The organism is Streptomyces sp. NPDC052236, from assembly GCF_044548015.1.
Lineage (GTDB): Bacteria > Actinomycetota > Actinomycetes > Streptomycetales > Streptomycetaceae > Streptomyces.
The window spans coordinates 337,828-359,655 of sequence record NZ_JBIUBL010000004.1; the positions used below are offsets into that span (position 1 = coordinate 337,828).

20 protein-coding genes are annotated in these 21,828 nt (G+C 69.9%); 8 read left to right on the forward strand and 12 right to left on the reverse strand.

Annotated features, from left to right (window positions below):
* Positions 1-50: 50 nt before the first annotated feature.
* The 4 genes from ACIHCQ_RS10280 to ACIHCQ_RS10295 form a co-directional block, all read right to left on the reverse strand.
* On the reverse strand, positions 51-491 hold the full coding sequence (locus ACIHCQ_RS10280; RefSeq protein ID WP_399659882.1) for a Fur family transcriptional regulator: 441 nt from the start codon (positions 489-491) through the stop codon (positions 51-53).
* A gap of 74 nt (positions 492-565) precedes the next feature.
* Entirely contained in the window at positions 566-1,474 is a 909-nt protein-coding gene (locus ACIHCQ_RS10285; RefSeq protein ID WP_399659883.1) for a metal ABC transporter permease, read from the reverse strand.
* Positions 1,475-1,476: 2 nt separating this feature from the next.
* Positions 1,477-2,235, reverse strand: a complete 759-nt coding sequence (locus ACIHCQ_RS10290) for a metal ABC transporter ATP-binding protein (RefSeq protein ID WP_399659885.1) — start codon at positions 2,233-2,235, stop codon at positions 1,477-1,479.
* Positions 2,236-2,276: 41 nt separating this feature from the next.
* A complete protein-coding gene (locus ACIHCQ_RS10295) occupies positions 2,277-3,266 on the reverse strand; it encodes a metal ABC transporter substrate-binding protein (RefSeq protein ID WP_399659888.1) in 990 nt (329 codons plus the stop codon).
* A 144-nt stretch (positions 3,267-3,410) separates the two neighbouring features.
* Here ACIHCQ_RS10295 and ACIHCQ_RS10300 point away from each other — a divergent pair, with 144 nt between their 5' ends.
* From ACIHCQ_RS10300 to ACIHCQ_RS10310, 3 genes are all read left to right on the forward strand, one after another.
* Positions 3,411-4,790, forward strand: a complete 1,380-nt coding sequence (locus tag ACIHCQ_RS10300) for a glycine--tRNA ligase (RefSeq protein ID WP_399659891.1) — start codon at positions 3,411-3,413, stop codon at positions 4,788-4,790.
* A 101-nt stretch (positions 4,791-4,891) separates the two neighbouring features.
* Positions 4,892-5,095 carry a hypothetical protein gene (locus ACIHCQ_RS10305; protein WP_399659893.1) on the forward strand — a complete coding sequence of 68 codons (204 nt, stop codon included), beginning with the start codon at positions 4,892-4,894 and terminating at the stop codon, positions 5,093-5,095.
* Between the two features lie 230 nt (positions 5,096-5,325).
* Positions 5,326-5,529: a DUF6243 family protein gene (locus ACIHCQ_RS10310; RefSeq protein WP_399659896.1), complete on the forward strand. Its 204-nt coding sequence runs from the start codon at positions 5,326-5,328 to the stop codon at positions 5,527-5,529.
* Positions 5,530-5,605: 76 nt separating this feature from the next.
* On the opposite strand, the gene ACIHCQ_RS10315 is transcribed toward ACIHCQ_RS10310, so the two are convergent.
* Entirely contained in the window at positions 5,606-6,964 is a 1,359-nt protein-coding gene (locus ACIHCQ_RS10315; protein WP_399660050.1) for an MFS transporter, read from the reverse strand.
* A 212-nt stretch (positions 6,965-7,176) separates the two neighbouring features.
* Between ACIHCQ_RS10315 and ACIHCQ_RS10320 the strand changes: the two genes are divergently transcribed.
* Entirely contained in the window at positions 7,177-8,040 is an 864-nt protein-coding gene (locus ACIHCQ_RS10320) for a helix-turn-helix transcriptional regulator (RefSeq protein ID WP_399660053.1), read from the forward strand.
* Here the strand turns inward: ACIHCQ_RS10320 and ACIHCQ_RS10325 are convergent.
* A complete protein-coding gene (locus tag ACIHCQ_RS10325) occupies positions 8,013-9,467 on the reverse strand; it encodes an MFS transporter (protein ID WP_399659899.1) in 1,455 nt (484 codons plus the stop codon). The genes ACIHCQ_RS10320 and ACIHCQ_RS10325 overlap by 28 nt on opposite strands.
* Before the next feature lie 52 nt (positions 9,468-9,519).
* Here ACIHCQ_RS10325 and dusB point away from each other — a divergent pair, with 52 nt between their 5' ends.
* The 3 genes from dusB (at position 9,520) to ACIHCQ_RS10340 (ending at position 15,360) form a co-directional block, all read left to right on the forward strand.
* Positions 9,520-10,671 carry a tRNA dihydrouridine synthase DusB gene (gene dusB, locus ACIHCQ_RS10330; protein ID WP_399659901.1) on the forward strand — a complete coding sequence of 384 codons (1,152 nt, stop codon included), beginning with the start codon at positions 9,520-9,522 and terminating at the stop codon, positions 10,669-10,671.
* Positions 10,672-11,073: 402 nt separating this feature from the next.
* Positions 11,074-13,806: a pyruvate, phosphate dikinase gene (gene ppdK / locus ACIHCQ_RS10335; protein ID WP_399659904.1), complete on the forward strand. Its 2,733-nt coding sequence runs from the start codon at positions 11,074-11,076 to the stop codon at positions 13,804-13,806.
* Between the two features lie 417 nt (positions 13,807-14,223).
* On the forward strand, positions 14,224-15,360 hold the full coding sequence (locus ACIHCQ_RS10340) for an ArsR/SmtB family transcription factor (RefSeq protein ID WP_399659907.1): 1,137 nt from the start codon (positions 14,224-14,226) through the stop codon (positions 15,358-15,360).
* Here the strand turns inward: ACIHCQ_RS10340 and ACIHCQ_RS10345 are convergent.
* The gene (locus ACIHCQ_RS10345; RefSeq protein WP_399659910.1) at positions 15,330-16,490 is read right to left on the reverse strand and encodes an alkaline phosphatase PhoX; all 1,161 of its coding nucleotides are present in this window, start codon (positions 16,488-16,490) and stop codon (positions 15,330-15,332) included. The genes ACIHCQ_RS10340 and ACIHCQ_RS10345 overlap by 31 nt on opposite strands.
* A 248-nt stretch (positions 16,491-16,738) precedes the next feature.
* Between ACIHCQ_RS10345 and ACIHCQ_RS10350 the strand changes: the two genes are divergently transcribed.
* A complete protein-coding gene (locus ACIHCQ_RS10350; RefSeq protein ID WP_399659913.1) occupies positions 16,739-17,155 on the forward strand; it encodes a VOC family protein in 417 nt (138 codons plus the stop codon).
* A gap of 11 nt (positions 17,156-17,166) precedes the next feature.
* On the opposite strand, the gene ACIHCQ_RS10355 is transcribed toward ACIHCQ_RS10350, so the two are convergent.
* The 5 genes from ACIHCQ_RS10355 to ACIHCQ_RS10375 form a co-directional block, all read right to left on the reverse strand.
* A complete protein-coding gene (locus tag ACIHCQ_RS10355; RefSeq protein WP_399659916.1) occupies positions 17,167-18,093 on the reverse strand; it encodes an oxidoreductase in 927 nt (308 codons plus the stop codon).
* Positions 18,094-18,154: 61 nt separating this feature from the next.
* Positions 18,155-18,919: an SDR family NAD(P)-dependent oxidoreductase gene (locus ACIHCQ_RS10360; RefSeq protein ID WP_399659918.1), complete on the reverse strand. Its 765-nt coding sequence runs from the start codon at positions 18,917-18,919 to the stop codon at positions 18,155-18,157.
* A gap of 43 nt (positions 18,920-18,962) precedes the next feature.
* The gene (locus ACIHCQ_RS10365) at positions 18,963-20,318 is read right to left on the reverse strand and encodes an MFS transporter (RefSeq protein WP_399659920.1); all 1,356 of its coding nucleotides are present in this window, start codon (positions 20,316-20,318) and stop codon (positions 18,963-18,965) included.
* 77 nt (positions 20,319-20,395) lie between these two features.
* Positions 20,396-20,980: a TetR/AcrR family transcriptional regulator gene (locus ACIHCQ_RS10370; RefSeq protein WP_399659923.1), complete on the reverse strand. Its 585-nt coding sequence runs from the start codon at positions 20,978-20,980 to the stop codon at positions 20,396-20,398.
* Between the two features lie 15 nt (positions 20,981-20,995).
* On the reverse strand, positions 20,996-21,802 hold the full coding sequence (locus ACIHCQ_RS10375; protein WP_399660056.1) for an AraC family ligand binding domain-containing protein: 807 nt from the start codon (positions 21,800-21,802) through the stop codon (positions 20,996-20,998).
* Positions 21,803-21,828: the final 26 nt, after the last annotated feature.

Genomic DNA, 21,828 nt, shown 5'->3' on the forward strand with positions numbered 1-21,828 from the left:
GGGCGCGGGGCCCGCACGCTACGGCCCGGGTGACCACAAAGGCCCCCTGGTCACTTCGCGGCAGCGGACGCGCACTCCGCGCAGGTGCCGAAGATCTCCACCGTGTGCGCCACATTCACGTACCCGTGCTGCGCCGCGATCGTCTCCGCCCACTGCTCCACCGCCGGGCCCTCCACCTCGACCGCCTTGCCGCAGACCCGGCACACCAGATGGTGATGGTGGTCATCCGTCGAGCAGCGCCGGTACACCGACTCGCCGTCGCTCGTACGCAGCACATCCACCTCGCCCGCGTCCGCGAGCGACTGCAGCGTGCGGTAGACCGTGGTCAGGCCCACCGAGTCGCCGCGGTGCTTGAGCATGTCGTGCAGATCCTGCGCGCTGCGGAACTCGTCCACCTCATCGAGCGCCGCCGCTACCGCGGTGCGTTGCCGGGTCGACCGGCCCCGCACCGGTGCAGGGGCTGCGTTTCCGCCCGTTGGCGCCGTCGCCACAGGTGCCTCCTCGATTCGCCCGCACGTTTGTCGGGCCATTCTGTCAGGCTCAGGCCCCGGCTCATTGCCAGTGCTCAGACCTTGACGTCGTCACTCGGCCGCCGAGGCTCACCGGGCGCACCCGGCGAACCGGGCACGGACTCCGTGCCCGCCGCCGCCAGGCGGCCCCGTGCCCGCCGTCTCGCCAGTGGCGTGGCCAGCGCCGTAAGCACCACGAAGACGCCGATCGCCAGCAGCACGATTGTCGCCCCCGGCGGCACGTCCTGGTAGTACGACGTGGTGGTTCCGGCCAAAGCGACCGCCACGCCGATTGTCACCGCCACCGCGAACGTCGCGCGGAAGGACCGGGATACCTGCTGCGCCGCCGCCACCGGCACCACCATCAGCGCGCTGACGAGCAGCAGACCGACGATCCGCATCGCCACGCTCACCGTGACCGCCGCGGTCACCGCGATGAGCAGGTTCAGCGCCCGCACCGGCAGCCCGGTCACCCGCGCGAACTCCTCGTCCTGGCTGACGGCGAACAGCTGCCGCCGCAGCCCCAGCGAGACCAGCATCACAAAGGCCGCCAGTATCGAGATCGCCCAGAGGTCTTCGTCGGCGATCGTGGACAGGGACCCGAAGAGGTACGAGCTGAGATTCGCCGTGGAGCCGGTGTCCGAGATGTTGATCAGGAAGACGCCGCCCGCCATGCCGCCGTAGAAGAGCATCGCCAGGGCGATGTCGCCGCGGGTGCGCCCGTACGCCCTGATCAGTTCCATCGTGACCGCACCGATGACGGAGACGAGGGTCGCCATCCACACCGGGTTGGTCGCGAGCAGGAAGCCCAGGCCGACGCCGGTCATCGCGACATGGCCGATTCCGTCGCCCATCAGCGCCTGCCTGCGCTGCACCAGATAGATGCCGACGGCGGGCGCGGTGATGCCGACCAGCACGGCCGCGATCAGCGCCCGCTGCATAAACGCGGATTCGAGCATGTCCATGATTAGGTCAGCAGTCCTGTGCGGAGCGGCTCGTCGGCCGCGTGCGGATGTACGTGGTCGTGGCCGGGCAGCGCGTGCTGCCCCACCGCCTTCGGCGGCGGCCCGTCGTGCACCACGCAGCCGTCGCGCAGCACCACCGCGCGGTCGATCAGCGGCTCCAGCGCGCCCAGCACCAGCAGCACCAGCAGCACCGTCGTACCGGCCGCGACCTGCTCGCGCAGTGTCCCGGCGAGGATCTCCTGGCTGGCCAGGTCCACGCCCGCCATCGGCTCGTCCATGATCAGCAGCTCGGGGTCCGATGCCAGCGCGCGGGCGATGAGCACCCGCTGGTGCTGGCCGCCGGAGAGTGCTTCCACGGAGTCCTTGGCGCGGTCCGCGAGCCCGACGAGCTCGATGCAGCGCTCGACGGCGGCCCGGTCGGCCCTGGTCAGCCGGCCCAGTCTCGTACGCGACAGACGGCCCGAGGAGACGATCTCCCGGACCGTCGCGGGCACGCCGCTCGCGGCGGTCGTGCGCTGCGGTACGTAGCCGATGCGCGCCCACTGCCGGAAGCGGCGCAGCTCCGTGCCGAAGAGGGAGATCCGGCCGCCGGTGAGCGGCACCTGACCGATCAGGGCCCGTACGGCGGTGGACTTGCCCGAGCCATTGGCGCCGAGCAGGGCGGCGACCTCACCGTGCTGGACGGTGAGGTCGATGCCGCGCAGGACAGGGCGCGAGCCGAGCGTGGCCTGCGCCCCGCGGACGGATATGACGGGCTCCATGAGTCAGGTCTCCCGGGTGGGGATGTACGTGGTGGTCGAGGTCACTTCGCGCCGAGGGCCTTCTCCAGCGCCGCGAGGTTGGATTCCATGACCTCGATGTAGTCAGCGCCCTTGGACTTGTCCGTAATTCCCTCCAGCGGATCAAGAACGTCCGTCTTCAGGCCGGTGTCCTTGGCGAGGGTCTTGGCGGTCTTGTCGCTGGCGAGGGTCTCGAAGAAGACCGTGGTGACCTTCTCCGCCTTCGCGACGTCCTGGAGGTCCTTGATACGGGCGGGGCTGGGCTCGGACTCGGGGTCGATGCCCGCGATGCCCTCCTGGTCCAGGCCGTAGCGCTCGGCGAGGTAGCCGAAGGCGGAGTGGGTGGTGATGAAGGTCTTGGTGGCGGTGGTCTTCAGGCCCTGCTGGAACTTGAGGTTCAGCCCGTCCAGCTTCGCGACCAGCGCGGTGGTGTTCTTCTGGTAGTCCGCGGCGTTGTCGGGGTCGGCCTTCTCCAGCGACTTTCCGACGCCCTTGGCGACCTCGGCGTACTTCACCGGGTCCAGCCAGATGTGCGGGTCGGCGCCCGCCTCGCCCTCGCCCGCGTGCTCGTCGTGACCGGCCTCTTCGCCGGCCTCTTCTTCGCCCGCGTGGTCGTCGTGGCCCTCGGTACCGTGGACCTCAAGCTTGGTGAGCGTGGCGGCGTCGACCTTGTTCTTCGCCTCGGACTGGGCGATGGCCTTGTCGACGGCGGGCTGGATACCCTTGAGGTAGAGGATGTAGCCCGCTTCGTTCAGCTCGACGGTCTGGCGGGGCGTGAGCTCCAGGTCGTGCGGCTCGACGCCCGGCTTGGTGAGGGTCGAGACGGAGACATGGTCGCCGCCGATCTGCGCGGCGAGGTACTGCATCGGATAGAACGACGTCACTACCTTCAGCTTGCCGTCGCTCCCCTTGTCGTCGGCGGAGCTGGAGGAGGAGCAGGCGGAGAGAGCCACGAGGCTGAGGGTGACAGCTCCCGCGGCGGTGACGGTGGGTATGAGGCGGCGTACGTTCATGACAGTCATTTTCAACAAAACTGGAAACGATTGTCAACAAAGGGCCCGCCTTGTCCCTTCCGCCCACCGATTTGATCCAGGGGGTGCGCCCGCCGGTAACCTGAAGCATTCGCCGTTCGTCGTCGTCGTAATGAAGAGAGCACCGTGGCCGCCGACAAGATCGACACCATCGTCAACCTGAGCAAGCGCCGTGGCTTCGTCTACCCGTGCAGTGAGATCTACGGCGGGCAGAAAGCCGCCTGGGACTACGGGCCGCTGGGTGTCGAGCTGAAGGAGAACCTCAAGCGCCAATGGTGGCGCTACATGGTCACCTCCCGCGAGGACGTTGTCGGTATCGACTCGTCGGTGATCCTGGCCAGCGAGGTCTGGGAGGCCTCCGGCCACGTGGCCACCTTCAGTGACCCGCTGACCGAGTGCACGTCCTGCCACAAGCGGTACCGCGCGGACCACCTGGAAGAGGCGTACGAGGAGAAGCACGGCAAGGCTCCCGAGAGCCTCACCGACCTCAACTGCCCCAACTGCGGCAACAAGGGCACCTTCACCGAGCCCAAGCAGTTCTCGGGGCTCCTCTCCACCCACCTCGGCCCCACCCAGGACACCGGCTCCGTCGCCTATCTGCGGCCCGAGACGGCCCAGGGTATTTTCACCAACTTCGGTCAGGTGCAGCAGACTTCCCGCAAGAAGCCGCCGTTCGGCATCGCGCAGATGGGCAAGTCCTTCCGGAACGAAATCACGCCCGGCAACTTCATCTTCCGCACGCGCGAGTTCGAGCAGATGGAGATGGAGTTCTTCGTCAAGCCCGGCGAGGACGAGCAGTGGCAGGAATACTGGATGGAGCAGCGCTGGAACTGGTACCGCGACCTGGGTCTCCGTGAGGAGAACATGCGCTGGTTCGAGCACCCGGCCGAGAAGCTCTCGCACTACTCCAAGCGCACCGCCGACATCGAGTACCGCTTCCAGTTCGGCGGCAACGAGTGGGGCGAGCTCGAAGGTGTGGCCAACCGCACCGACTTCGACCTCACCGCGCACTCCAAGGCCTCCGGCACGGACCTGTCGTACTTCGACCAGGAGGCGGGCGAGCGCTGGACGCCGTACGTCATCGAGCCCGCCGCGGGTGTCGGCCGCGCGATGCTGGCCTTCCTCCTCGACGCGTACAACGAGGACGAGGCGCCCAACGCCAAGGGCGTCATGGAGAAGCGCACCGTGATGCGCCTCGACCCGCGCCTGGCGCCGGTGAAGGTCGCTGTGCTGCCGCTCTCGCGCAACCCGCAGCTCTCGCCGAAGGCCAAGGGCCTGGCCGCCGACCTGCGCAAGAACTGGAACATCGAGTTCGACGACGCGGGCGCCATCGGCCGCCGCTACCGCCGCCAGGACGAGATCGGCACGCCGTTCTGCGTGACGGTCGACTTCGACACCCTGGACGACAACGCGGTGACCGTGCGCGAGCGCGACACGATGCAGCAGGAGCGGGTGTCTCTGGACCAGATCCAGGGGTACCTGGGCAGCCGACTGCTGGGCTGCTGATCGTTCACTAGGCAGCAAAAGGCCGGCCGGGCTTGAGCCCGGCCGGCCTTTCCGCGCTGTGCATGCGGCACACTGAGGCCTATTCGTCTCCAGGAGGTCCGATGCCGTCCATCACGACCAGCAAGGTCAGCAGGTGGGACCAGCACGGCCGCCAACACGTCGTGCAGGTACAGAAATCGGGCATGCAGCGGACGCTGAGCTGCGACACCTGCGGCTGGCGCAAGGGGGCGCAGTTCTTGCCCTGGCTCAAGGCCGAGGAGCACTTGGTGGAGGCACACCAGGCCACGGTGGACCCCACCGCCTGAGCCATCGCCTGAGCCATCGCCTGAGCCATCGCCTGAGTCATCGCCTGAGCCGAAGCTCACTCCCGCCGATGCGAAAGCGCCCGGAAACCGGTACCGAGACCGCTTGCCGGCGAGGTACCGTCAATCGCATGTCTTCGTTCTTCCAGATCTACGAGTGAGAGGGCGGCGGTCTCACCCCGCCCCCATCTGACGATTCCCCAGTCACTTCTCACCCCACATGGGAGAGCACCATGGCCAAGAAAAACAACCTCCTCGGCGTGGGCGGGCAGCGCAAGAAGCTGTCCCGCGCCGACCAGAAGGGCAACGGTCCCGCGCGTAACGCCGACCGTAAGACGGCCGACGAGCTGAAGCAGGAGCTGCTCCGCAAGATGCGCGAGCGCGCCGAGGGCACCAGCACCAGCAGCGCGGAAGCGCCGCAGGAGGACCAGGCCTGATCACGACTGTGGGCCCGGACCGCGCGTACATCACGCGGTCCGGGCCCACAGTCCTGTCCGGGTGGGGCTTCAGGCTTCACCGCACGGTGCGCGGCAGGCGCAGGCTCAGCAGCGTCGTCAGGGCGATCAGCCCCAGCTGCACCAGCAGCGTGACCGTCAGCGCCTGGCGCATCCCCGCCGACGAGACCAGCGACAGGAACAGCGAGCCCAGCGTGGCCACGCCCAGCGCCAGCGCGGACTGCTGCATTGTCACCATCACCCCGCTGCCCACTCCCGCCCGGTCCGTCGGGACCTCGGAGAGCACTATCCGGATGATCACCGGCAGTTGGAGCCCCTGCCCGAACCCGGCGAGCGCGACGCCCGGCAGCAGGTCCACGATCCCGAGGTCCGGCCAGCCGTGCCACACCGTGAGCGCCAGCACCGCGACGCCCACCGCCTGGAGCACCCCGCCCGCCGTCACGATCCTGGCCCCGTACCGCACGACCAGCCGCGGCCCCGCCAGCGACGCCACGAAGAAGGTCACCGCCATCGGCACCAGCGCCATACCGGCGGCGATCGCCCCCAGACCCAGGCCCTGCTGCAGCGCCACCGCGACCGCGAACATGAAGCCGCTGAAGCCGATCGAGAACGGCAGCACCAGCGCCAGGCCGCGCCGCAGCGAGGTCAGGGCGAGCAGGCTCGGCGGCAGCAGCGGCGTACGCCCTTGCCGGTCCGCGCGCAGTTCTACGAGGTAGAAGGCCACCGCCGCGAGCGGGAACACCGCCAGCGCGACCCAGGTCCACAGCGGCCAGCCCGCCGCCCTGCCCTCCGTCAGCGGCGCCAGCAGCGTCAGCAGGGCCACGGCCAGCAGCAGCGTGCCCGGTACGTCGACGGGCGCGGGGTTGGCCGCGCGAGTACTGGGGACCGAGCGGGCCGCCAGCACCAGGCCGATCAGCGCGACCGGCACGTTCACCAGGAAGATCGCCCGCCAGCCGGTGTCCGCGATGTCAGCCGCGACCAGGACGCCGCCCAGGATCTGCCCGGCGACCATCGCGAGGCCGGCTGTCGCTCCGTACAGGCTCATGGCGCGTGCCCTGCGCTGCCCGGTCGTCGTCGCCTGGATGGTGGCCAGCACCTGCGGCATCATCAGCGCCGCCGCCGCGCCCTGTGCCACCCGCGCGCCGACCAGCGTCCAGGCGTCGGGCGCGAGGCCGCAGGCCAGCGAGGTGAGACCGAACCCGGCCATGCCCACCAGGAAGAGGCGGCGGCGGCCGTACAGATCGCCGAGCCGTCCGCCGAGTACCAGGAGTACGGCGTACGAGACTCCGTACCCGGCGACCACCAGCTCCAGGAGCGAGGGGCCCGCGGCCAGGTCGTGTTCGATGGTGGGCAGGGCGACGTTGACGATGAAGAAGTCGATCAGCGGAAGCGCGGCGCCGAGCAGTACGGTGAACAGCCCGAGGGTGGAGAGCCGTGGCCCGGCGAAGGCGTCCTTGGCGGCGCGTACGGGGGTGGGGACGGGATCTGGGGTAAGGACCTTTGCGTCAGTTGCTTCAGTCACGTCTTCAACGATGGGACACCGCAGAGCCTGGTACCAGAGTGTCTTTATCCTGGTACAAGCACTACCTGGCAATGGTTTGAGTCGTTCTGCACCCTGGAGTCATGACGATGACGACGACAATGACGACGACAGACGAGAGTGACGTACGGCGGCACGAGCTCGCCGCCTTCCTGCGCAGCCGCCGCGAGCGCATCACCCCGGAACAGGTCGGCCTGGACCGCGGCCGGCGCCGCCGCACCCCCGGCCTGCGCCGCGAAGAGGTCGCCCAGCTCTCCGCCGTCGGCGTCACCTGGTACACCTGGCTCGAACAGGCCAGAGACATCCACGTCTCCCCGCAGGTCCTCGACGCGATCTCCCGCGCCCTGCTCCTCGACCCCAGCGAGCGCACCCACCTCTTCGCGCTGGCCGGAGCCGTCGACCCGGCGCCCGGCACTTCCTGCGCGACAGTCACCCCGGGGCTCCGGCAGCTGATGGAGCAGCTCGAACCCGTCCCCGCCTGCGTCCTGAACAGCCGGTACGACATCCTCGCCTACAACCGCACGTACGGACGGCTGTTCTGCGACCTCGACGCTCTGCCGCCCGAGGACCGCAACTGCATACTCCTGGCCTTCACCAACGACGACTGGCGGGCGTCGGTCGCCGACCTCCGCGAATCCACCCGGAGCATGGCCGCGAAGTTCCGCGCCTCGATGGCCGAACATCTCGCCGAGCCCGCCTGGAAGGCGCTGCTGGGCCGGCTGGAGGCGGCATCGCCGGAGTTCCGGGAGATCTGGGCGCGCCATGAGGTGGTGAGCCAGGCAGGCAGGACCAAGCAGATCCGTAACGCGCATGTCGGCCTGTTGAGCCTGGAGCACACCAACCTCTGGCTCGGCCCTGCGGCCGGGCCCCGCCTGATCGCGTACGTGCCGTGCGACGACGAATCCCGTGCGGCCCTGGAGAAGCTTCAGGCGTTCGTGCTCTCCGAGGTCTGAGCCCCGGTCCGCTCCTCCAGCCGTTCGGCGGTGCGCCTGGCCGTCTCCTGCGCCCAGGGGCCGCTGGTCAGCGCCCCCACCAGCAGGATGCCCACTCCGCACCCGGCGATGATCCACCAGGCGGGCCGGCTCGCCGCCACAAAGCCTTCGGCGTACGAGGTGGCGGCCACCCCCGCCGCCAGCACCGCCCCGATGACGGCGACGCCGAGCGTCTGCCCGATCTGCCGGCTGGTCGAGGCGACGGCGGCGGCGACTCCGGCCTGGGAGCGCGGCATGCCGGAGACGGCGGTGTTGGTGATGGGCGCGTTCACCATGCCGAAGCCGAGACCGAACAGGACGTACCCGGTGAACATCAGCGGATCGGACGTCTCGGCCTCGAACACGGCGAACAGCACTCCGCTCGCCGCCATGGCCGGGCCCGCGATCAGCAGCGGGAGGCGCGGCCCGTGGCTGCCGACCATCCGCCCCGCCAAGGGAGCGCAGACGAAGGTCAGCGCCGCCATCGGCAGCATGTACAGACCCGCGTGGAGGGCGGACAGGCCGCGGATGTCCTGGAGGTAGAGCGTGTTGAGGAAGAGGAAGCCGCCGAGCGAGGCGAAGGCACACACCGCGATGACCGTCGCCCCGCTGAAGGGCGCGCTGCGGAAGAACCGCAGGTCGATCAGCGGCTCGGTACGCCTGGGCTCGTACAGCAGCAGTCCGGCCAGCGCGAGGACGGCGACCGCGCTGAAGGCCAGGATCAGCGGCGAGGTCCACCCGGCCATGGGCGCTTCGATGATCGCGTACGTCAGTGAGCCGAGGAGCGCGATCACCAGGAGCTGGCCTACGGGGTCGGGGCGGCGCGCCTTGGGGGCGCGGGACTCCGGTACGTAGCGCCAGGTGAGCAGCAGTGCCGCCACGCCCACGGGAAGGTTGACCCAGAAGATCGAGCGCCAGCCGATGGAGTCGACCAGTACGCCGCCGATGAGCGGGCCCGCTGCCATGGAGATGCCGACGACGCCGCCCCACACGCCGATGGCGCGGGCGCGCTGGCGCGGCTCGGTGAAGGTGTTGGTGATGATCGACATCGCGACCGGATTGAGCATCGAGCCGCCGACCGCCTGCACCATGCGGAAGGCGACGAGCGATGCGAGGTTGGGTGCCAGCGAGCAGAGCAGCGAGCCGAGGGTGAACAGGACCAGACCCGCCCGGAAGACCCTGCGCCGCCCGATCCGGTCGGCAGTGGAGCCCGCGAGCATCAGGAGCGAGGCGAGGACCAGGGTGTACGCGTCGATCGTCCACTGCATTCCGGCGACGGACGCGTGCAGTTCCTTGCGCATGGAGGGCAGCGCGACATTGAGGATGGTGTTGTCGAGGCTGACGATCAGCAGGCTCATACAGCAGATCGCCAGCACGAGCAGTCGCCGCCGATGTGTGAGCTCGGGCATACGTCGATAGTACGAATAACTAACGACTCCCGCCGTGCGCGACAATGAGTGCATGACCACGCCCATCTCCTCTCCGTCTCCGCTGCTGCGGATCGGCCCGCACGCCGTACAGCCCCCGGTCGTGCTCGCGCCCATGGCAGGCATCACGAACGCTCCCTTCCGCACGCTCTGCCGCGAATTCAGCGGCGGGAAGGGACTGTTCGTCAGCGAGATGATCACGACGCGGGCGCTGGTCGAGCGCAACGAGAAGACGATGCAGCTCGTCCACTTCGACGCGACCGAGACGCCCCGGTCGATTCAGCTCTACGGAGTGGACCCGGCGACCGTCGGCAAGGCCGTCCGCATGATCGTGGAAGAGGATCTGGCCGACCACATCGACCTGAACTTTGGCTGCCCGGTGCCGAAGGTGACCCGTAAGGGCGGCGGCTCGGCCCTTCCGTACAAGCGGCCCCTGCTGCGCGCGATCCTGCACGAGGCGGTCACGGGCGCGGGCGACCTGCCGGTGACGATGAAGATGCGCAAGGGCATCGACGACGATCACCTCACCTACCTGGACGCGGGCCGGATCGCGGTCGAGGAGGGCGTGACGGCGATCGCGCTGCACGGGCGGACGGCGGCGCAGCACTACGGCGGTACGGCGGACTGGGACGCGATCGCCCGGCTGAAGGAGCACGTGCCCGAGATCCCGGTGCTGGGCAACGGCGACATCTGGTCGGCGGAGGACGCGCTGCGGATGATGCGCGAGACGGGGTGCGACGGGGTGGTCGTGGGGCGCGGCTGTCTGGGGCGGCCGTGGCTCTTCGGCGACCTGGTGGCCGGTTTCGAGGGCACGGACACGTACGCGACGCCCACGCTCAGGGAGGTCACCGTCGTGATGCGGCGCCACGCTGAACTGCTGGGGGAGTGGATCGGTGATGAGGCACGCGGTGTCATCGACTTCCGTAAGCATGTGGCCTGGTACCTCAAGGGCTTCGCGGTCGGTTCGGAGCTGCGCAGGAAGCTGGCGATCACCTCGTCCCTGGCGGAAATGGATGCTCATCTGAGCGAGCTGGATCTGGACCAGTCGTGGCCGGTGGGCGCGGACGGGCCCCGTGGGCGTACGGCGGGCAACAACCGGGTCGTACTGCCGGACGGCTGGCTCAAGGATCCGTACGACTGCGCGGGCGTCGGGGCGGAAGCGGAGCTCGACACGTCCGGTGGCTGACGGTGGCTGAGGGCGCCTGAGGGTGTCCGGATGCTGGAATTTCGCCGTGCACGGCGGCGTGATTCTCGCCACCTTTGATAGGGGCGGCGCTCACATGAGCGATTTGGGGGCGCGTGCACCTCTCAAAGGCTGGCACTCAGTGCCACCTTGGAGACCTTCACATGATCGATCATTCCGTGGCTCTGCGTACGCCATCCCGCCTCATCGCGTCGCTGTACGTATCGCTCCCTTCAGGGGTTGAATTGAAGCGCTAAACCTTCCTGCGCGCTGTGCGCTTTCGATCTGCTGGCGGACGGGTGGTTACAGCCGTATGACGTCCAGGTGGATATACCCAGGCACCTTCGATCTGGGTATGTTCCTCGCCGTCAGGGCAGGCCACCGAGCCTCAAGGAGTCGAGACCCGTGTCGGAAAACAAAGATCAGAAGTTCGTTTATGACTTCACCGAAGGCAACAGGGACCTCAAGGGCCTGCTCGGTGGCAAGGGCGCGAACCTCGCCGAGATGACCAACCTCGGGCTGCCCGTCCCTCCGGGATTCACGATCACCACCGAGGCGTGCAAGGTCTACCTCGACACCGGCGACGAACCGGCCGCGCTGCGGGACGAGGTGAGCACCCACCTCGACGCCCTGGAACAGACCATGGGCAAGCGGCTCGGTCAGGCCGACAACCCCCTCCTCGTATCCGTGCGTTCAGGCGCGAAGTTCTCGATGCCGGGCATGATGGACACCGTCCTCAACATCGGCCTCTCCGACGCGTCGGTGGCCGGGCTCGCCCAGCAGGCGGGCGGCGACGAGCGCTTCGCCTGGGACTCGTACCGCCGCCTCATCCAGATGTTCGGCAAGACCGTGCTGGGCGTCGACGGCGAGCTCTTCGAGGAAGCCCTGGAAGAGGCCAAGCGCGCCAAGAACGTCACCGTCGACACCGACCTCGACGCCGCCGATCTGAAGAAGCTGGTCAAGCAGTTCAAGAAGATCGTCTCCCGCGAGGCCGGGCGCGACTTCCCGCAGGACCCGCGCGAGCAGATGGACCTGGCGATCTGCTCGGTCTTCGAGTCGTGGAACACCGACCGCGCCAAGCTCTACCGCCGCCAGGAGCGCATCCCCGGCGATCTCGGCACGGCCGTCAACATCTGCTCCATGGTCTTCGGCAACCTCGGGCCCGACTCGGGCACCGGCGTCGCCTTCACCCGCGACCCCGCGAGCGGCCACCAGGGCGTCTACGGCGACTACCTCCAGAACGCGCAGGGCGAGGACGTCGTCGCGGGCATCCGCAACACCGTGCCTCTCGCCGACCTGGAGACGATCGACAAGCCGTCGTACGACCAGCTGATGCAGATCATGGAGACCCTGGAGACGCACTACAAGGACCTGTGTGACATCGAGTTCACCATTGAGCGCGGCCAGCTGTGGATGCTCCAGACCCGCGTCGGCAAGCGCACCGCCGGGGCCGCCTTCCGTATCGCCACCCAGCTCGTGGACCAGGGCCTGATCGACGAGGCCGAGGCGCTCCAGCGGGTCAACGGCGCGCAGCTCGCGCAGCTGATGTTCCCCCGCTTCGACGAGACCGCCCACGGCAAGAAGGGGTCGAAGCTGCTCGGGCGCGGTATCGCCGCATCGCCGGGCGCGGCCGTCGGCAAGGCGGTCTTCGACTCGTACACCGCCGTCAAGTGGTCGCGTTCGGGCGAGAAGGTCATCCTCATCCGCCGCGAGACCAACCCCGACGACCTCGACGGCATGATCGCAGCCGAGGGCATCCTGACCTCCCGCGGCGGCAAGACCTCGCACGCCGCCGTCGTCGCGCGCGGCATGGGAAAGACGTGTGTCTGCGGCGCCGAGGAGCTGGAGGTCGACACCAAGCGGCGACGGATGACGGTGAACGGCACCGTCATCGAGGAGGGCGACGTCGTGTCCGTCGACGGCTCCACCGGCAAGGTGTACCTCGGTGAGGTGCCGGTCGTGCCCTCGCCGGTCGTGGAGTACTTCGAGGGCCGGATGCACGCGGGCGCCGACGATGCCGACGAACTGGTCGCCGCCGTGCACCGGATCATGGCGTACGCGGACCGGGTGCGCCGACTGCGTGTACGGGCCAACGCCGACAACGCCGAGGACGCGCTGCGCGCGCGGCGGTTCGGGGCGCAGGGGATCGGCCTGTGCCGCACCGAGCACATGTTCCTCGGTGAGCGGCGCGAGATGGTCGAGAAGCTGATCCTCGCCGACACCGACGACGAGCGCGAAGAGGCGCTGCGCACGCTGCTGCCGCTCCAGAAGAAGGACTTCATCGAGCTGTTCGAGGCGATGGACGGGCTGCCCGTGACCGTACGGCTCCTCGACCCGCCGCTGCACGAGTTCCTGCCGGACATCACCGAGCTGTCGGTACGGGTCGCCCTCGCCGAGGCGCGCAAGGACCACAACGAGAACGACCTGCGCCTGCTCCAGGCCGTGCACAAGCTGCACGAGCAGAACCCGATGCTGGGGCTGCGCGGCGTACGCCTCGGGCTGGTGATCCCGGGGCTGTTCGCCATGCAGGTACGGGCCATCGCCGAGGCCGCCGCCGAGCGCAAGAACGCCAAGAGCGATCCGCGCGCCGAGATCATGATCCCGCTGGTGGGCACCGTCCAGGAGCTGGAGATCGTCCGGGACGAGGCGGAACTGGTCATCGCCGAGGTCGAGGCGGCAGCCGGCGTCGATCTGAAGCTCTCGCTCGGCACGATGATCGAACTGCCGCGGGCCGCGCTGACGGCCGGCCAGATCGCCGAGGCCGCGGAGTTCTTCTCCTTCGGCACGAACGACCTCACGCAGACCGTGTGGGGCTTCTCGCGTGACGACGTGGAGGCGAGCTTCTTCACCGCGTACCTGGAGAAGGGCATCTTCGGGGTTTCGCCGTTCGAGACGATCGACCGGGACGGCGTGGGCAAGCTCGTACGGGACGCGGTGGAGGCGGGCCGGGCCACGCGGCCCAATCTGAAACTGGGCGTCTGCGGCGAGCACGGCGGCGACCCGGAGTCGGTGCACTTCTTCCACGAGGTGGGTCTGGACTACGTGTCGTGCTCGCCGTTCCGCATCCCGGTGGCGCGGCTGGAGGCGGGGCGGGCGGCGGCGGTGAACGCGAAGGCGGCGGGCAGCGACTCCCGCTAGGACCGGCGGCGAAGTACTCGGTCGGCGAACTCTACTTTCCGGCACAGCTTTCGACAGAATCCCTGTTGAATTACGGACGTTTTCGGGGAAGTGAATTTCCGCCAGATTTCACGCCGTTTTCATGTAAGGAACGGGCGGAGCGCGGCCCGCGGATCCCCATCCGCGGGCCGCGCTCCATTACCCGTACCGGGCACGGAGCCGCACCCTCTGCCGCCCGCCGCCGAACGTGCAAAGCCCCCCACGGCCTTCGCACGTTCACCGGAGGCAGAAGGTTTCCTGCCCGGCGTCGTACAGCCTTTCGGTTTCCACCCCACCCCGCGAGGCGTTTCAACCCTGGCCGAAACACCCTGGTAACGTCCTGTGATGACGTGCATACTCAGTGATCAGGGGATTGCGGATGCAACTAGTGGGGGTTCGGTGCTACGTATCCATTTCACTGGGGACGACCTCGCCAGAGTGCGGATGGCGAGTAGACCGGATGTTTTGTGGGAAACGATTCTGAGTTTTCACCGATTGCGGGACCGACGCGGCTCGCTCGCCTTCGGGCAATGGCGCCGGGAAACGCGGTCGCGGTTGAATAATGAAACACGCCTGCTGGCCGCGCTGGTGCCGCCCAGGGGCTATTTCCCGGACTTTCTGACACCGCCGGAAGCAAAGACAGGGCTGGACGCGGGACTGGAGGCGCTGCGCGCAACACCGCCCGCGCGGCTGCACACCGAAGTCGCTCTCGCCGTCGACGGCCTGGCCGCCGCGGAGGCTCCCCCCGGCTCCGCGCCGTACGGCCGGCTGCGGGGCGGCAGTGGTGGCGGCAGCGGCGGCTGTGGCAGCGGCGGTGGCGGCAAGGCGAAGGCGGGCGGCCGTCTGCACGGTCAGCTCACCGCGCTCGCCGAAGGCGCCGGAGAGCCGCTCGCCCGGCTCGTCGGGGCCCTGCGCGGCTACCACCGCGCCGCCGTGGAGCCGTACTGGCCCCGCATCCAGGCCAGGGTCGAAGCGGACCGCGCCATGCGCGGACGGGCGCTCCTCGACGGCGGCGCGGACGAACTGCTCGTCTCCCTGCCGCCGGTGCTGCGCTGGCGGCCCCCGGTCCTGGAGGCCGACTATCCCGTCGACCGCGACCTGCGCCTGGACGGGCGGGGGTTACTGCTCCAGCCGTCGTTCTTCTGCCGCGGCACACCCGTCGTCTACCGCGACGCCACGCTCCCGCCGGTCCTGGTCTACCCCGCCGCCCACACCAGCGCGCCGGGCTTCAGCGAGGCGGGCGGCCCCTCGCTGGGTCCCTCGCTGGGCCGGCTGGTCGGCCACACCCGCTCCGCCGTCCTGCAGGCCATCCGCCTCGGCTGTACGACCAGCGAGCTCGCCCGCAGGGCCGGGGTCTCCCTCGCCTCCGCCAGCCAGCACGCCGCCGTCCTGCGCGACGCGGGCCTGGTGGTGACGCTGCGCCACGGCAACGCCGTGCTGCACACCCTCACTCCGCTGGGCGCCGCCCTGCTGCGGGGCGGCGCCGCCGTTGTGGAGCCCGCCGGCTACGCCCGGAACGGCCCCGTCACCTCGTAGGTGATACCGCCCGATGAGGAGCCGCTCGTACCGCGCTGGCTGGAGAAGTACAGCCGCGTGCCGTCGGGCGAGAAGGCCGGTCCGGTGATCTCGGAGCCCGACTGGCCGCTGATCCGCAGGAACGGCGCGACGACATCGGCCGGCGTGATCAGGCAGATCTCCATGGAGCCGCCGTCCTCCGCGACGTACAGATCGCCGGAGGCGGTGCCGGTGACATTGTCGACGCCGGTCAGCGGCGCGCCGCCCCCGCTCACCAGGGAGTCGTCGTAGGCGAGTTCGATCGTCTGCGCCGCCGCGTTGAACTGCCAGACGCGGTTGTCGCCCTTGGTGGTGAACCAGCAGGTGTCGTCCGCGTAGTAGCAGCCCTCGCCGCCGTTGAACCGCTTGGCGCCGGAGACCTGGCCGCGGGTCGACGCCGACGCGCCGCTCGGGTCGGAGACGACTCCCCAGGTGACGGGCCCGCTGGTGCCCGAGCCCATCTTGAGCGCCTCCAGCCTGCCCGCCGACAGATCGCCCCAGGTGGTGGGCGTGAAGCGGTAGAAGCAGCCGTCGGTGACGTCCTCGGTCAGATAGATGACCTTGCGGACGGGGTCGGCGGCGGTGGCCTCGTGCTTGAAGCGGCCCATCGCGTCGCGCCGTACCGCGGGCTTCACGCCCCACGGGTCGGTCTCGTAGACGTACCCCCGGTCGACCTCCTCGCAGGAGAGCCAGGTCTGCCACGGGGTCGTCCCGCCCGCGCAGTTCTGCCGGGTGGCGGAGAGAATCCGGTACGCGCCGGTGATCGCGCCCGTTGAGGAGAAGCGCACCGCGCTCGTGCCGCCGGACGGGTTGATCTCCGAGTTGGACACATAGATCCAGCCGGTGCCGTCCACGTAGCACGCGCCGCCGTCGGGCGCGCTGTGCCAGGTGTACGAGGTGGAGCCGACCCGCTGGCCGGAGCGGGCGACGACCCGGCTGCTGAAGCCGTTGGGCAGGAGGATTCCGTTGGCGTCGGCCGCCCGGAGGGCTCCGTAGGGCCCGGCGCCCGGCTGGGCGGGGGCGGCGACGGCGGCGCCGCGCCACAGAGTGCCGCCGAGTGCGGCGGCCGAGGTGCCGATGACCGCTCCGCGCAGGAAGCTGCGACGTTCCACTTGTCACTCCAGGTGGTGGGTGAACGCCCCACGGTGCCGGTCGGCGCCGTGGGGTCGCGCGCATCCGGAATCTAAGAGTGCCGAGTTGACAGGAGCTCAACAAGTAGTGACGCGCAGCGGTCGAGTATGAGTGCCCGAACGACCGATGAGTTTCACGCGGCCCCGCGGTCTAGCCTCTTGAAACGCCAATTACGGCAACCACGCCGGGCACGCCGGGCACGCCCGACAAACATGTGAGGGAGACAGCGATGTCCCAGATGATTTTCGTCAACCTGCCGGTGAACGACCTGGAGGTCACCAAGGCCTTCTGGAGCAAGCTCGGCTTCTCCTTCAACCCGCAGTTCAGCGATGACAGCACGGCGTGCCTGGTCTTCAGCGACACGATCTTCGCCATGCTGCTCACGAAGCCGCGGTTCAAGGAGTTCACCAAGAAGGAGATCGCGGACGCCGCCACCTCCACCGAGGTCATCCTCGCGCTGAGCGCCGACAGCCGCGAGAAGGTCGACGAGATGGCCGACGCGGCCCTCGCGGCCGGTGGCTCCCCCGCGAACGAGCCCCAGGACCACGGCTTCATGTACGGCCGCTCCTTCCAGGACCCCGACCACCACCTGTGGGAGGTCGTGTGGATGGACGTCGAGGCCGCCACGGCTGAGGGCCAGAGCTGACACCAGCCGGCTCAGGCCTTGAGAGCTTCGTACGTCACCGAGGTGAGCTGCTCGGACGCCGCCCACAGCCGCTCGCCCGCCTCATCGTTCCGTGTCCACCCGGCCCGCCAGGACGGCGCGGGCGGGCCCCGCCACCCCTGGAAGCGGGGGCCGGAGAAGGAGTCGGGCCGCACGCCGGGCGCGGTCGCCGCGTACAGCGTCGGCAGCGCGCCCGACTCGGCGGACTGGGCGAGGATCCGGTTGCCGAACCCCACGATCCGTTCCGCGGCCCTGCGGCCCTCCATCTTCACGCCCGCGGTCTGGAGGTTGGTGGCGGCGTAGCCGGGGTGCGCGGCCGCCGCGACAACCTCGGACCCGGCAGCCCGCAGCCGCCGGGCCAGCTCGTGCACGAAGAGCAGGTTCGCCGTCTTGGAGCGGCCGTAGGCGATCCAGCGGCGGTAATGGTGTTCGCTGTTGAGATCGCCCATGTCGATATTGGCCAGCGTGTGCATCGCGCTGGACAGGCTCACCACCCGTGCGCCCGGCGTGTCCAGCAGCTTCGGCAGCAGCAGCCCGGTGAGGGCGAAGTGCCCGAGGTGGTTGACGCCGAACTGCCTCTCGAAGCCGTCGGCCGTCCGGCCGTACGGCAGCGCCATCACCCCGGCGTTGTTGATGAGCAGATCGAGGTGCTCGTACGGATAGCGGGCCGCGAACTCCCGTACGGAGGCCAGGTCCGCCAGGTCCAGCAGCCCGAGCTCCACCTCCGCGCCGGGCACTGCGCGTCGGATGCGCTCCTGGGCCCGGGTGCCGCGCGCCTCGCTGCGGCACGCGAGTATCACTCGCGCGCCGCGGCGGGCGAGCTCCTGTGCCGTGACGAGCCCGATGCCGCTGTTGGCTCCGGTGACCACGGCGGTACGTCCGCCCTGATCGGGGATGTCGCTCGTGTTCCAGCCCGTCATGGCCTCAGCTCCTCGCTGGGATACCTGCTGCATGCCCGCAGCCACCCAGCCTACGAAACGGTCAGGCCGAAGAGCCGCTGTCGACGACGAGGTCGGTGCCGACCGCCGAGCCCGCGTCCGGCGAGGCGAGATAGAGCACCGCGGCGGCTATCTCCGCTGCTGCGGCGGCACGGCCGAGCGGGTTCTCGGACTTCAGCCGCTCGATCCGGTCGGCGTCGTTCTCGCCGGGCCGCAGCGACATGGGCGCGATGGCGGCGCCGGGGCTGACGGCGTTGATGCGGATGCCCTGGTGGATGTGGTCGAGGGCGGCGGCGCGGGTGAGCGCGGAGACGGCGGCCTTCGAGGTGATGTACGCGGCGAGATTCGGGATGCGCATGTGCGCGCCGAGGTTGGAGGAGATGTTGACGATCGTGCCGCCGCCGTTCTGTGCCATGTGCGCGATCTGGTGCTTCATGGCGAGCCAGACGCCGGTGACGTTGGTACGCAGGACCGCGTCCCAGTCCTCCTCGCTGATCTCGCCCGCGGGCTGCCCCGCGCCGCGCAGGATCCCGGCGTTGTTGACGGCGATGTCGAGGGTGCCGTAGCGGCCGACGGTGGCCCGCACCAGTTCGCGTACGTCGTCGGAGCGGGAGACGTCGGCGGTGACGGCGGCGGCCGTGCCGCCCGCCTTCTCGATCAGGGCGACGGTTTCGGCGAGGGTGACGGCGCTGCGGCCCGCGGCGACGACCGAGGCCCCTTCGGAGGCGAAGGCGAGGGCGATGGCCTGGCCGAGGCCGGAGCCGGCGCCGGTGACGAGGACGGTGCGGCCGTTGAAGCGAGCGGACATGAAGACAACTCCCCTTATAGACATGTAGGCATAGCTATCTGAGCTATTTCTTAAAACTGAGCAGCACGGAGACGAGGACGAAGGCGGTGGCGGTCGCCGCGAAGGACGAGGCGTCGCTGCCGAGGGTGAGGAGGGCGGCGAAGACGACAGTGGGGCCGAACTCCATCGCCGTGTTCAGCACGCCGCCCGCGAGCCCGGTCCGCTCCGGGGGCACCCCGTCGGTGGCGAGCACCGCGGCCCCGGCGAAGGAGGCCGCCGCGCCGGCGGGCAGCAGGAGGAGCCCGGGGAGCAGCCCGTACGCGTACGGGATGTGCGTATCGAGTCCGGTGGCCGCGAGGAGGGCGAGGCCCGCCGCGCCCGTGGAGAGCCCGCCGGCGGTGACGGCCCGCGGACCGTACCGCCCGATCAGCGCGCCCGCGACACGGCCCGAGCCGATCAGGGCGACGGCGAACGGCACAAAGGCGGCCGATGTCTGGATGGCGCTGAAGCCCCGTTCCTCCTGGAGGTGGAGCGAGAGGAGCACGAAGGTCGTCGCGCTGGCGGCGGCGGTGAGCACAATGGCGAGGAGCCCGAGCGCGCGCCGCCGATCGAGGAGGAAACGGGGCGGCAGGAGCGGATCGCGGGCGCGGTTCTCGGCGAGCACGAACGCGGCGAGCAGGGCGAGCCCGGTCAGCAGCGGGACGAGCACGGTGGCGGAGCCCCAGGGGTGGGCGTCGGTGAGGACCAGCCCGTAACTGGCCAGGGTGATACCGGCGGTGGCGAGAACGGCGCCGGGGAGGTCGAGCGCGGGCTGCGTCCTGAGTGGTGCGGGTGGCGTGGGCGGCAGCAGGCGGGGCGCCAGGGTGAGGGCCGCGACGGTCACGGCGAGCGGCACGGCGAAGCTCCAACGCCAGGACGCGAGCGACGAGATGACCCCGGACCCCAGGGTCCCGGCCGTCGCCCCGAGCATCGAGAGACCGCCCCAGGTGGCCATGGCCTTCCCGTACGCGGCGGGGGAGGGGAACAGTGCGCGGAGCACGGCCATGGCGGCGGGCGCGACGAGGGCCGCGCCCAGGCCCTGGGCGAAGCGTGCGGCGAGCAGGGTCCCGTAGCCGGGGGCGAAGGGCGCGACGGCGGACGCGACGGCGAGGACCAGCAGCCCGGCGGTCAGCAGGCGCCGCCCGCCGTAGCGGTCGGAGAGCCGCCCGCCGAAAAGGAGCAGTCCGGCGAAGGTCAGTCCGTAGGCGGCGCTGAGCAGGATCAAGTCGGCGCGGCCGAGGGCGAATTCACGCCCGATGCGGGGGAGGGGCACGGAGAGCGAGGCGAGGGTGAAGATCAGGGTGCTCTGGACGGTGCCGAGGAGTACGAAGGCGGGTCTCGTGGCTGGGCGGGTGGTGCCGGCAACCGTGGCGGTGCCCATAGTCTCGCTTTCTGAACCGATCGTTCAAGTATCGAGGCAGACTCAAGGAAGCCCCATGGGGCCATGGGCGACGGTGATCAATCCAGCAGGCTCAGCGCCTGCTCGGCGGCGTCCCGGATTCGGGACGGGTCGCTGGACGCCTTGCCGACGACGCGCATGCCCTGCATCAGTACGAGCAGCAGCCGGGCGAGGGCGCGCGGATCCCGGGTCTCGGGCAGCTCTCCCTGCGCCTGGGCGCGCACCAGCGCGGAGTGCAGCAGCGTCTCGACGTGCTCCCAGCTGAGCTCGACCCGGCGGGCGGCCTCGGTGTCGTGGGGCCCCAGCTCGGCGGCGGTGTTGGTGACAAAACAGCCGGTCAGCCGTACTTCCTCGGTGGTGGACTCGGCGGCGAAGTGCCGCACAACCGCCCGCACGGCGGGCAGCGCCGGGCCTGGCTGCGACAGGTCACCGAGCATCCGCGGATCGCGCGACTCTCCGTACCGGTCCAGCGCCTTCAGGTACAGCTGGTGCTTGTTGCCGAAGGTGGCGTAGATGCTGGCGCGGCCGATGCCGAGGTGCTCGACGAGATCCGCCATCGAGGTCGCTTCGTAGCCGCGCCGCCAGAACAGCTCAAGGGCCGACTGGAGGGCGGCGTCGGGATCGAATTCCTTGGTCCTGGCCACGGACGTAACGTAGCTCTATCTGGAACGATCGGTCAAGATGGGTCCCGGCAGGTGGGCGTCGCGGTACGCGCCCGGAGTCACACCGAAGCAGCGCACGAACCAGCGGTGGAAATGGCTCTGGTCCGCGAACCCGGACGCCGCCGCCGCGTCCGCCGCCGAACTGCCGCCCACCAGAAGTCCGCGCGCCCGGCGCAGCCGCAGCAGCCGCTGACAGTCGCTGGGCGACATGCCGTACTCCGCTCGGAAGGCGCGGTACAGCGCGAACCGGCTGCACCCGGCGGCCTCGGCCAGCCGGTCGGCCGGGATCTGCTCCGCGTACGCCTCGTCCAGCAGCGCCCGAGCCCGGCGCGCGGCGGCCCGCGCGGCCCGGCCGTCCGGCGCGGGTTCGGGCACCCGCGCCGGACGGGTGGCGCCACGCCGGGCCATGGCCGTGACGGTCGCGGTCAGCCGCTCGTCCCGCACGAGCGGATCGGCCTCGCCGACGAGCGCGTTGTGCAGCCGCAGCAACGCGGTCCGGAGCACCGGGTCACTCAGCGCGGGCTCCGTGAACAGCGGCATCGCGGCCCGTCCGCCAGCCGCGTCCGCTAGCACCTCGCGTACGACGTCGGGCCCGATATGGACGATCCGATACTGGTACCCGAGCTCGGCCGCGGCCTGCCCGTCGTGCGGCTCGTCCGGGTTGAATGCCATGACCATGCCCGCACCGCTGGTGTGCGCGGCGCCCCGGCAGCTGAAGCGCTGAGCGCCCGCCTCCGTGATGCCGAAGGAGTACGCGTCATGGCTGTGCGGGTGGTAGACGTGCCGGAAGAAGTGCGCGTGCATGGCCTCCAGCGGGCGGTCCGGGTCGC